The 11,971-nt window shown below is 48.2% G+C and carries 12 protein-coding genes; all 12 read left to right on the forward strand.

The annotated features are described in order from the left end of the window. The first annotated feature begins 92 nt into the window (after positions 1-92). Positions 93-473, forward strand: coding sequence for a flagellar assembly protein FliW (gene fliW, locus M3194_RS12115; RefSeq protein WP_251654096.1), 381 nt, complete (start codon positions 93-95; stop codon positions 471-473). Between the two features lie 11 nt (positions 474-484). Then, on the forward strand, positions 485-724 hold the full coding sequence (gene csrA, locus M3194_RS12120) for a carbon storage regulator CsrA (RefSeq protein ID WP_251654098.1): 240 nt from the start codon (positions 485-487) through the stop codon (positions 722-724). Positions 725-870: 146 nt separating this feature from the next. Continuing rightward, positions 871-2,577: a flagellin N-terminal helical domain-containing protein gene (locus M3194_RS12125; protein ID WP_251654100.1), complete on the forward strand. Its 1,707-nt coding sequence runs from the start codon at positions 871-873 to the stop codon at positions 2,575-2,577. A gap of 140 nt (positions 2,578-2,717) precedes the next feature. Further along, on the forward strand, positions 2,718-3,140 hold the full coding sequence (locus tag M3194_RS12130; protein WP_251654102.1) for a flagellar protein FlaG: 423 nt from the start codon (positions 2,718-2,720) through the stop codon (positions 3,138-3,140). 18 nt (positions 3,141-3,158) lie between these two features. Then, positions 3,159-4,937, forward strand: coding sequence for a flagellar filament capping protein FliD (gene fliD, locus M3194_RS12135; protein ID WP_251654109.1), 1,779 nt, complete (start codon positions 3,159-3,161; stop codon positions 4,935-4,937). Positions 4,938-4,940: 3 nt separating this feature from the next. Next, a complete protein-coding gene (gene fliS / locus M3194_RS12140) occupies positions 4,941-5,366 on the forward strand; it encodes a flagellar export chaperone FliS (RefSeq protein WP_251654116.1) in 426 nt (141 codons plus the stop codon). Further along, positions 5,326-5,664 (forward strand): hypothetical protein, encoded by a 339-nt coding sequence (locus M3194_RS12145; protein ID WP_251654118.1) that lies wholly within the window; start codon positions 5,326-5,328, stop codon positions 5,662-5,664. The genes fliS and M3194_RS12145 overlap by 41 nt, the downstream gene beginning before the upstream one ends. 141 nt (positions 5,665-5,805) lie before the next feature. Further along, positions 5,806-6,003, forward strand: a complete 198-nt coding sequence (locus tag M3194_RS12150) for a cold-shock protein (RefSeq protein ID WP_015847290.1) — start codon at positions 5,806-5,808, stop codon at positions 6,001-6,003. Positions 6,004-6,264: 261 nt separating this feature from the next. Continuing rightward, positions 6,265-6,813, forward strand: a complete 549-nt coding sequence (gene hpf, locus M3194_RS12155; protein WP_251654126.1) for a ribosome hibernation-promoting factor, HPF/YfiA family — start codon at positions 6,265-6,267, stop codon at positions 6,811-6,813. A 181-nt stretch (positions 6,814-6,994) separates the two neighbouring features. After that, positions 6,995-9,502, forward strand: coding sequence for a preprotein translocase subunit SecA (gene secA, locus M3194_RS12160; protein WP_251654132.1), 2,508 nt, complete (start codon positions 6,995-6,997; stop codon positions 9,500-9,502). A 144-nt stretch (positions 9,503-9,646) separates the two neighbouring features. Continuing rightward, positions 9,647-10,754, forward strand: a protein-coding gene (gene prfB / locus M3194_RS12165) for a peptide chain release factor 2 (RefSeq protein ID WP_251654135.1) whose coding sequence is annotated in 2 segments (ribosomal slippage) — positions 9,647-9,718 and positions 9,720-10,754 — 1,107 coding nt in all. Because the reading frame shifts where the segments join, the coding sequence is not laid out codon by codon here. Between the two features lie 163 nt (positions 10,755-10,917). After that, positions 10,918-11,817, forward strand: a complete 900-nt coding sequence (locus tag M3194_RS12170) for a YitT family protein (protein ID WP_251654136.1) — start codon at positions 10,918-10,920, stop codon at positions 11,815-11,817. Positions 11,818-11,971 lie beyond the last annotated feature (154 nt).

The raw sequence follows: 11,971 nt of genomic DNA on the forward strand, positions 1-11,971 counted from the left end.
TTACAAGCTGCATAGAATTAGGTTTAATAACTATAGGTCTCTTCAGGCCTGTAGTTTTCTTTTTATATACTTGAGATGAAGAGGGGATTAGCTTGATTACCTATCAATTCGAAAACGGAATACCGGGCTTCGAGCATTTACGGCAGTTTGTGTTGAGCGAGGTAGAGGGGGAATTGCCGGTCAGGCTGATGCAGTCTGCGGAAGATGAGAATATCGCCTTCCTGATCGCCAGCCCTTTTTTCTTTTATAAAGACTATGAATGGGATCTCCCCGAATCGGTCGTACAAGAATTGAATCTGACAGATGAGAAAGATATTGAGATCTGGTCGGTCGTTACACTGAGTCAGGATTCCAGTAAATCAACGATTAATCTGCTTGCGCCGATTGTTTTGAATACGGCGACAAGGCGTGGCAAACAACATATTATTCATGATCAGGTGTACAGCTCAAGAGCGCCTTTATATCAAGCCTAAGGAGGAGCGTTATGCTCGTATTATCTCGTAAGACGGATGAATCTATAATGATCGCCGGCAATATTGAAGTTGTCGTGCTAGGTGTCGAGGGAGAGACGGTGAAGCTGGGTATTCGCGCCCCTAAGGACGTTGAGATTTTGCGTAAAGAACTGTACGTCAATATTCAGTCTTCGAACCGTGAAGCGGCAAGCAGTATGCTTGCATTGAATGATGTAATCCAGCTATTGAAGCAAAACCGACCAGACAAATAAAAAAATAGAAATTTTTGTTTTTCCTCTATAAAAAATCTCGAATGCTGTCGATATAAATAGTAAGCGCGGGGGAGGGGCGGCCGACCCTTTCACCGTAAGCTTCCGCAAGGATGCGGAACTAACAGACATTCAGGGAGGAAATAACAATGCGTATTAATCACAACATTGCAGCTCTTAACACTTTGAGCCAGCTGAACAACGCTTCTAGCGCTCAAAGCAAATCGATGGAAAAACTGTCTTCCGGTCTTCGTATCAACCGTGCAGGTGACGATGCAGCTGGTCTGGCAATTTCCGAAAAAATGCGCGGCCAAATCCGCGGTCTGGACATGGCTTCCAAAAATGCTCAAGACGGCATTTCTTTGATTCAAACGGCTGAGGGCGCTTTGAACGAAACTCACAGCATTCTGCAACGTATGCGCGAGCTGGCTAACCAATCCGCAAACGGTACGAACACAGATACTGACCGTTCCGCTCTGCAAGACGAAATGAACCAATTGACTTCCGAAATCAACCGTATCGGCAATACAACTGAGTTCAATACTCAAAAATTGCTGAAAGGCGACGGATCGCAAAACCTGGCTAAGCTGGGCGTAGATATCGGCGCTGTTTCCACTGATACAGCTGGTACAGATGCTACTTCGACAGAAGCTAAAGTTACTTTCAATCTGGGTGCACTGGCAGCAGGTAATACTGCAGCAATTAACCTTAACGGTCAAGCATTCACACTCACTTTTGCAAACGGCGGCGGTACTGCTGGTGACACTACAGCTACAGCTACAGCAGCTACTATCGATATCGGCGGCGCAACTCTGGCAGCCGGTGACGATGCAGCGGTTACTAAATCCGCAGCAGATGCTCTGCAAAAGTTTATTGACAATAACGATACATTGAAAGGAAACTACAAAGTTTCCCAAAATGCTGCTGGCGACATCAGCATTGAAGCAGTAAAAGAAGGCGCAATGTCCGGTTCCAAAGGTACTATGAGCGTTACAGCAGCTGCGAACGTAACCTTTGGCGGTGGCTATGCTTCAGGTACTTCCGTTCAAGGTACAAACACTAACGCAACTGCTGCAAGCAAATCGATTGACCTGGCTGGTTTGGATTTCACTGACCTGACAAAATTGGCAGGTAAAGGTCTTACTATCGGCGGCAAGCAAATCGAATTCTATAATGCAGACAACGGTGCTTACAAAGGTAATGCAACTGGCGTAGACATTAGCGATGTTACAGACGAAGCGTCTTTTGTAGACGCTATTGTTAAACAAGCTAAAATCGATGGCGTAACTTTGTCGAAAGATGGTGCTACTGATAATTTGGTAGTAACTTCAAATGCAACAGGCCTTTCCAGTAAAGTAGAAGTTGCTGACGGCGGCGTTCAAAAAGACTTCAAAACTTCCTTCCAGATCGGCGCTAACACTGGTCAATCCATGAGCCTGGAAATCGCTGACATGCGTTCCAACGCCCTTGGTATTACTGGTAAAGCAGGCGACAAAGGCTTCACTACTGATAATTCCGTAACTGACGGCACTAACGACCTGAAAAACGAAGCGGCGCTGAACATCTCCACTAAAGAAGATGCTTCCAGCGCAATCGCAGTTCTGGACAAGGCTACTCAATCCGTATCGGGCGCTCGTTCCAAACTGGGTGCTGTTCAAAACCGTCTGGAGCACACAATCAACAACTTGGGTACTGCTTCCGAGAACCTGACAGCTGCTGAATCCCGTATCCGTGACGTTGATATGGCGAAAGAAATGATGGAGCAAACGAAGAATTCGATCCTTTCGCAAGCTGCTCAAGCTATGCTTGCTCAAGCGAACCAACAGCCGCAAGGCGTACTTCAACTTCTCCGTTAATTCTTAATGGAATTAAAAGAGACCTTAGGCTTCCTAAGGTCTCTTTTTTATATATTTCGAATGGGGAGAGAGCTATAATAATCCCTTTTCCATATACCGATATAATAGATAACCATTAAACTTGCAGGGGGAAAATTCGGATGAGCTCAATGTCGATTTCTGGATCGAATTTCCCATCAGAGCGAATCTCAGCATCGGACACAACAACGAATATTCCAAGTAAAGAATCGTATGCGGATGCTTCGTCACAGATGGAAGTAAGTGTGCAGGCACCACGGAACTATGCTAACTACGAAGAAGTAAAAACGGCGGAGATACAAGGCGAGAAGATAAGCATTGGCGAGCAGCAGTTATTCAAAAACATTGAGCAGGCCGTTAAAGCTATGCGGGGAAGACCAACAGAACTGCAGTTTGATGTTCATAAGCAAACCCATCTTGTTGCCGTGAAGGTCAAGGACAAGGAAACGGGGGAAGTATTAAGAGAAATTCCTCCGGAGAAGTCCCTGGATTTTATCGCGAAACTATGGGAAATGGCAGGATTAATTGTTGACGAAAAAAGGTAACGATTTGGAGGGGAAAAGATGAGCACGTTACGTGTAACTGGTTTGGCATCGGGTATGGACTATGAAAGCATGATTAAACAGATGATGGACGCACAGCGGGTACCGCTCGATAAGCTTAACCAGAAGAAACAGATTAACCAGTGGAAGCAGGACGATTATCGGGCGATCAACAACAAGATACTGGACTTTAAGAACGCTGCTTTTGATATGAAGCTGCAATCCGGTTATTTGACGAAAGGTGCTTCTTCCTCGAATACGAACGTAGCAACGGTAACAGGTTCAGCAAATGCGATAGAGGGTTCGTATACCCTGCAGGTTCAGCAATTGGCAAAGGCAGCAACGATGAAATCGGGGACTTTGGCTGGAACAACAATTGGCAAGGATACAACGATTTCCGTTAACGGCGTAAATATCGAGCTTAAGAGTGCCGATACTTACCAGGACCTCGCCAACAAAATCAATGCGGAGTCTGTCAAAACCGGAGTAAAGGTAGCCTATGACTCTACTTTGAAGTCCATGTTCTTCTCTTCGACCAAAACGGGCGCAAGCGCGGATATTGATCTGAGAGGAACGGATGTAGGGCAGATTTTAAATCTTACTCCATCGACAACAGCAGCAGCGACAACAGGCAATGTTAAGCTGGCAGCGGATACTTCATTAGCTTCTTTAGCTGGAAAATCTATTACTCTTTCCATTAGCGGTCAAGACTATAAGTTTGACATTACCTCCACAACAAAAGCTGGAGACCTGGTTGCGAAGATGAATGATTCGCTTAAGAATACGGGAGTATCGGTATCATTGAATAAAGATGGCTACCTTACCATTGATAACCCGGATAATAGCAAACCGGTTAGCATCAATGCGAGTTCCGATGCAGGCGTAGTAAGTGCCTTGGGATTGACTGGTGCAACACCTGCTCCCACCGTACCATCCATTTACAAACAAGGTCAGAACGCTAAAGTTCTGTTTAATGGCGTAGCTGGTGAATATGATTCAAATTCCTTTACGATTGCCGGTCTAAGTATTACGGCTAAAGCGGAAGGGCCGGACGTAACGAATATTAATGTTACACAGGATACGGAGACTGTGTTTAACAAGATCAAAACCTTTGTCGACAAGTACAACGACCTGATCAGCGCCATCAATTCGGAGTTGTCGGAGGAGCAATATCGCAAGTTTGCTCCGCTGACAGACGCTCAGAAGAAAGAGATGACCGATGACCAGATTAAGCAATGGGAAGACAAAGCAAAAAGTGGTATGCTTGCTAATGATTCCATTCTTACCAGCAGCTTGTATAAAATGAGACAAGCCTTGTCTTCTACCGTAAACGGCCTTGCTTCCGGGCAGCTTAGCAGCTTGTCCGATATCGGGATTTCCAGCTCATTGGTCAGCGGTACAGCGGTTAGCGGCAGCTATATGGATAAAGGCAAGCTCTACATCGATGAGAATAAGCTCAAACAAGCACTCTCCGAGAACTCGGATCAAGTAATGGCGCTATTTACGACTGACGATAAAAACGCTAAGACTTCCGATACGGACGGAGTTGCTACACGCTTGTACGATCAGGCAAGTGCTATTTTCAGCCAGATCATGGATAAGGCGGGGGCGAGCACATCCGTTAGAAATACGTATGTTCTGGGTAAAGAGTCGCTTGACCTAGATAAGCGGATCTCGACACTTACAACCAAGCTGGCTGACATGGAAGAAAGGTACTACGATAAATTTACCGCAATGGAGAAATACATCAGTCAGATGAACGCTCGAAGCGGCAGTTTAGCATCATTGTTAGGAGGCTAACCCATGCAATACCAACCGCGCAACCCTTACATGCAGACCTCGGTTCAAACGGCTAATCCGGCTGCTTTGCTTATTATGCTGTACGACGGAGCCATTCGTTTCTGTCGTCAGGGCATCGAGGCCATCAAAGAGCAGAGAAATGCGGATGCTCACGCGAATCTCATGAAGACGCAGGATATTATTAGTGAGTTTATTATTACGCTGGACCGCTCGAATCCGGTATCGGAAAGCTTGCTGCTGCTATACGATTACTTCAAACAACGGCTGATTGAAGCGAATACCCGTAAAGATGCCGAGCCGGCCGAGGAAGTGCTTGGGCACTTGCTCGACCTGAAGGCGACATGGGTGGAAGCGGCCAAACAAGTGAATCAAATGACGGGACAAGCTAATGGAAGCTCTTTTGCAGCGACTCATTCAACTGTCGTCTAATTTGGTTGAGCGGTTGGACAATGCGGATCTTGAACAGTTCGACGAGTATATGCGGCAGCGAGAAGAGCTGTTCAAGGAACTGGAACAAATGGAACTTCCTATGGAGCAAATGACCGTTCTCCGCCTGGAAGCGGATCGATTAATTTCCATGGAGTCCGTCATCGTTGCGAGAATGGTAACCCTGCGTGACGAGGCGAGGCAGCAGTGGGAGAAAATCCAGCAGGGACGCCGTTCCCAGGCGAGATACGATTCGGCTTACGGCGGGGGAGACAGTCTATTTTTTGATGCAAAAAGGTAGATTTTGAGGCAATCAAAAAATTATGAATTCGCTTACATGGAAATATTGACAATAGTGTGTCAGTGATGGTATATTCGACTTGTGGGCCATAACATAACTTAGACGCCTCACAGTATTTGAAGATGAAGGGACTGTTTATGTATGCAAGGTAAAGTTAAATGGTTTAACGCAGAGAAAGGTTATGGATTTATCGAGACTGAACAAGGCGGCGACGTATTCGTTCATTTCTCCGCAATCCAAGCTGAAGGCTTCAAAACGCTCGAAGAAGGCCAAGCGGTTGAATTCGACATCGTAGAAGGCGCTCGCGGTCCACAAGCTGCAAACGTAGTCAAACTGTAATCATCTAGGCTGACTCATCAGCCACATTATATGGTTCGATTGACAAGTGCCTATTCTAAGCTCCGGGAAACCGGGGCTTTTCATTTTTTAACGGATCATTTTTAGTAGTCATGATATACAGCTTATCTCCATATTAATGAAGAAACAGAAATCAAAAAGATTCTTGGTAATATTGTCTGAAAATTCACAATAAATAAAAAACTATTTTGAATTAGGCGCTTACATATGTTATAATAAGAATACGTAAAGGAGGAATGCCCCATGAAATACATCATTCGAGGTCATCGTATTCAAGTGACGGAAGCTTTACGAGAGTATGCTGTGAAGAAGATTAGTCGACTGGAAAAGTATTTTGAAGCACCTGCCTCCGAAACAACCGTAACGTTGTCAGTAACCAAAGGCAAACACGCGGTGGAAGTAACCATCCCGCTGGTTGGCGTCATGCTGAGGGCGGAAGACAAGAGCGAGGATATGTATTCCTCCATTGACGTTGTGGTGGACAAACTGGAACGTCAAATTCGCAAACATAAGACTAAGATGAACCGTAAGTTCAGGCATGAGAGCGGCGTCAAGGCATTGTTTAAGGAAGGCGCCGGCCAAACCTCCGTATCCGTTATGGATGAGGAAGATGAGCTTGAGCTCGTCCGCACGAAGCGCTTCATGCTGAAGCCGATGGACGTTGAGGAAGCGATCTTGCAAATGAACATGGTTGGACATAACTTCTTCGTATTTTCCAATATTGACAATAAGGAAGTGAACGTTGTTTATAAACGCAGCGACGGGAAGTATGGACTTATTGAGCAAGTATAAAATCTGAAACCAGCCATTATTCTAATAACATTGCCAACTACGGCCTTTTCTCCGATGGGGAAGAGGCCTTTTATATGATCCTATACATGCTTATTGCTGGAAATAAACGCGATGCGTTGCGAGCGTCTCTACAAACTGTTACAATTTAAGGCAAACAGGCGTAATACGAAAGGGGAAGACCATGCTCGGACTAGTGAAAAAAATATTTGGTGATGCAAACGAGCGCGAGGTCAAGCGTCTCACGCGTACGGTAGAAGAAATTAACGGACTGGAGTCCAAGATAACGCCGCTGTCAGACGATGAGCTGCGTAATAAAACGGAAGAGTTCAAGGCGCGTCTTGAGAAAGGCGAGGATATTGACTCGATTCTGCCGGAAGCTTTCGCGGTTGTGCGCGAAGCGTCGAAGCGCACGCTTGGCATGCGCCATTTTGACGTACAGCTGATGGGCGGTATGGTGCTGCACGAAGGCAAGATCGCAGAGATGAGAACCGGTGAAGGTAAGACACTCGTTGCGACCCTTCCTACTTACTTGAACGCACTGCAAGGCAAAGGCGTACACGTCATTACGGTCAACGATTACCTTGCACAGCGCGACAGCCAGATCATGGCTGAGCTTTACAACTTCCTTGGGCTGACAGTCGGTTGCAACCTGCACGGCTTGACGCATGAGGAGAAGCAAGAGGCTTACGCTTGCGACATTACTTACGGAACCAATAATGAGTTCGGTTTTGACTACCTGCGCGATAACATGGTGCTTTACAAAGAGCAGATGGTTCAACGCCCGCTTTATTATGCCATTATAGACGAAGTGGACTCCATCCTGGTCGACGAAGCGCGTACGCCGCTGATCATCTCCGGACAAGCACAGAAGTCGACGGAGCTCTATTATGCAGCCGACCGTTTCGTCAGCCGTTTGAAGCAGGAAGAGGATTACACGATCGATATCAAGCTTCGCAACGTAACGCTTACGGAAGCAGGCGTTGAGAAAGCGGAGAAAGCATTCGGCATCGAGAACTTATTCGATCATGCGAACGTAACCCTTAACCACCACGTACAGCAGGCGCTCAAAGCGCATGTCATCATGAAGCGCGACGTGGATTACGTTGTTAATGAAGAAGAAGTCGTTATCGTTGATGAATTCACCGGCCGTTTGATGGCGGGCCGCCGTTACAGCGACGGATTGCATCAAGCGATCGAAGCGAAAGAGCAGCTGAAGGTTCAGAACGAGAGCATGACGCTTGCAACGATTACGTTCCAGAACTACTTCCGTATGTACCGCAAGCTGTCCGGCATGACCGGTACGGCGAAGACGGAGGAGGAAGAGTTCAAACGGATCTATGGACTTGAGGTTATTCAAATTCCCACGAACCGTTCGCTTATCCGTAAAGATATGCAGGACGTGGTCTACAAATCCGAGAACGGCAAGTTTAAAGCCGTTGTTGAAGAGATTGTAGAGAAGCATAAAAATAATCAGCCGGTACTCGTAGGGACTATCTCTATCGAGAACTCGGAGCGATTGTCCGAAATGCTGAAAAAACGCGGCGTCCAGCATAAAGTGTTGAACGCGAAGTTCCACGCGGAGGAAGCGGAAATTATCTCCCGCGCAGGCCAATCGGGTGCGGTTACGATCGCAACGAACATGGCGGGCCGCGGTACGGACATTTTGCTTGGCGAAGGCGTTCATGAGGTAGGCGGCCTGCATATTATCGGTACAGAGCGTCACGAGAGCCGTCGTATCGACAACCAGCTGCGCGGTCGTGCCGGCCGTCAAGGCGATCCGGGCTCCTCGCAGTTCTACCTCTCCCTCGAGGATGAGCTGATGCGCCGCTTTGGCGCGGAGAACATTATGGGCATGATGGACCGTCTGGGCCTTGAAGAAGACCAGCCGATCGAGAGCCGCCTCATTACGCGTGCCGTTGAGTCCGCTCAGAAGCGCGTAGAGGGCAGCAACTTTGATACTCGTAAAGTCGTCCTGCAGTATGACGACGTAATGAACCAGCAGCGTGAGGTTATTTACAAGCAGCGCCGTGACGTACTGTTCTCCGACAACATTCGCGAAATCGTGATGGAGATGATCGTACCGGTTATCGAGCATGTGGTTGATGCTCATACGGAAGGCGATATTCCGGAAGAGTGGGATCTGCAGGAAATTGCGGATTACGCGAACTCCAACCTTCTCCCTGATGAGACCTTCACGAAGGATGATCTGTGGGGCAAAGAGAAGGAAGATATTATCGAGCTTATCAAGGACAAGGTTGTCGCTTATTATGATGAGCGCGAGGCAGAGCTTGGCGCCGAAACGATGCGCGAATTCGAGAAGGTTGTCGTACTGCGCGCGGTAGACAGCAAATGGATGGATCACATCGATGCCATGGATCAGCTCCGTCAAGGTATCCACCTTCGTGCGTACGGCGGTACGGATCCGCTTCGCGAGTACCAATTCGAAGGCTTCGAGATGTTTAAGGAAATGATCTACAGCATCCAGGAAGAAGTAGCGAAGTACATCATGAAGGCGCGCGTAGAGAGCAATCTGGAGCGTCAAGAGGTCGCGCAAGGCCAAACGACGACCAACAGCCCCGCGGAAGCGGAGAAACGCCCTGCGAAGCGCGAAGAGCGTACCGGACGCAACGACCTCTGCCCATGCGGCAGCGGCAAGAAGTATAAAATGTGCCATGGCATGGGTAAGTGACATTGGCCTTGTCATGCGCATAATGTAACATAACGGTTTGAACGCGCCGGACTGCCCTTGCGGCAGGACGGCGCGTTTTATGCGGTCTGCACGGATTTACGGTGACACGGCCGCGCATACTTAATATTGAGGTGAAGCTACGCGATGATAGAAACAAACGTGAAACAGGATTTGCGTGAAGTGGCGAAGCGGCTCCAAGAACTCAGGGGGTCTCTTTGACTTAGATCTGAAGCTTGAGCATATCGCGAACTTTGAGGAGAAAATGACTGCACCCGATTTCTGGGATGATAATACGAAGGCGCAGGGCATTATCTCGGAATTGAATGCGATCAAATCGGTCGTTGAGCAATACGAACGGCTGAATGCGGAATGCGAAGATCTGCAGACATTGATTGAGCTGGCTGATGAAGAAAGCGATGATTCGCTGGAAGCTGAAGTCATCGGCGGAATTGCATCTTTGACCGAAAAGGTTAACGGCTTCGAGCTGCAGCTGCTGCTGAATCAGCCTTACGATAAGCTGAATGCCATTCTGGAGCTGCACCCGGGTGCAGGCGGTACCGAGTCGCAGGACTGGGCACAAATGCTGTACCGGATGTATACGCGCTGGGCTGAGAAGCGGGGCTTCAAGGTTGAGGTGCTTGATTATCTGGATGGTGATGAAGCGGGCATCAAGAGCGTAACGATTGCGGTTAAAGGCTATAACGCCTACGGCTATCTGAAAGCGGAAAAAGGCGTTCACCGTCTGGTCCGCATTTCGCCGTTTGATTCGTCCGGCCGCAGACATACCTCCTTCGTATCCTGCGATGTAGTGCCGGAGATTACGGAAGATATTGAAGTCGAGATCCGTACCGAGGATCTGAAGGTCGATACGTACCGCGCGAGCGGCGCCGGCGGCCAGCACGTCAACAAGACGGAGTCGGCGATCCGGATTACGCATATTCCGACGGGAATTGTCGTAGCCTGCCAGCAGGAGCGTTCGCAGATTCAGAACCGCGAGCGCGCGATGAATATGCTTCGTTCGAAGCTCTATGAGCGGAAGATCGAAGAGCAGCAGAAGCATCTGGCCGAGATTCGCGGCGAGCAGTCCGATATCGCTTGGGGCAGCCAGATCCGTTCGTACGTGTTCCATCCATACAGCATGGTGAAGGATCACCGGACTTCGGTGGAGACGGGGAACGTTGGCGCTGTGATGGACGGCGACCTGGATACCTTTATCGACGGCTATTTGCGCAATCAGATTCGCCACGACTAAGGTTCGGCAAGATTATATGCATAGCTTTGGGGAAGGGCTCCAACACTTATAAAGGTTGGAACTCTTCTTTTTTATGCGTACGGGTTTACATATAATGGAAGGTTATGCATGGGCATGAATAAAATATTACGGGCAGACATACAGAGAGGCGGCATGGTGATCCATGGTCAGCAAGACTAACGGCAAGAAAAACACAAAACGCAGCAGGCGTCCGGCAGGCGGGAAAGCAACTCAAGCACAAGTCGTGTGGAGCTTTGTGCAGGTTATCATCGGTTCATTTGTTGTAGCACTCAGCTTTAACCTTTTTCTCGCTCCGAATGCAATCGCTTCAGGCGGCGTGTCGGGCATATCGATCCTTGTTCATAAGACATTAGGCATTACGCCTGCCTATACGCAGTGGGCGCTTAATATTCCGCTGTTTCTGGCGGGGCTGTTCATGCTGGGCAAACGTTTTGCTCTAAAAACACTCTTGGGCACGATCGTGCTTCCTTTTTTTGTTCTGCTTACGGCGGGCTGGTCGCCTCCAACCGACAATATGCTGCTTGCGGCCATATACGGCGGCATTGGCGTTGGTATCGGACTTGGGATCGTGTTCCGCGGCCGCGGCTCTACAGGGGGTCTTGATCTGGCGGCGCAGATTTTGCACCGTTATACCGGCATTCCTCTTGGACTTGCGGTCGCCTGCTTTGACGGCTGCGTCATTGCGGCTTCGGGTATCTTTATTTCGCCGGAGGCAGCCTTGTATGCATTAATCGGGTTATTCGTGACAAGCAAGACGATTGATATTATTCAGAGCGGCATTCCGCTGTCCAAGGTTGCTTTTATTATCAGCGATCATGCCGAGCTTCTCGTTAATGCGATCCTGCATGATCTGGACCGGGGAGTCACTCGCCTCGATGCGCATGGCGGCTACACGAACGAGAAGCGTCAGGTGCTGATGGTGGTCGTCGGACAGATGGAGGTGGCCAAGCTGAAGCAGCTGGTGAGATCCGTTGATCCCGGGGCTTTTGTCATTATCAGCAATACGGCGGAGGTTGTCGGACAGGGGTTCAAATCGGAATAATTTGTACGTAAAAAGACATCATTTTTCCGTTGTATTAATATGAATACGACTGTATAATAATACGGAACAACGTAATATTTCCATGTGAACATGATTCATGTAAAATATAGGATTAGATGATGGGCATAGGTTGGACGAGTAGATGGCTTCAACT

It is taken from the genome of Paenibacillus glycanilyticus, assembly GCF_023715145.1.
GTDB lineage: Bacteria > Bacillota > Bacilli > Paenibacillales > Paenibacillaceae > Pristimantibacillus > Pristimantibacillus glycanilyticus_A.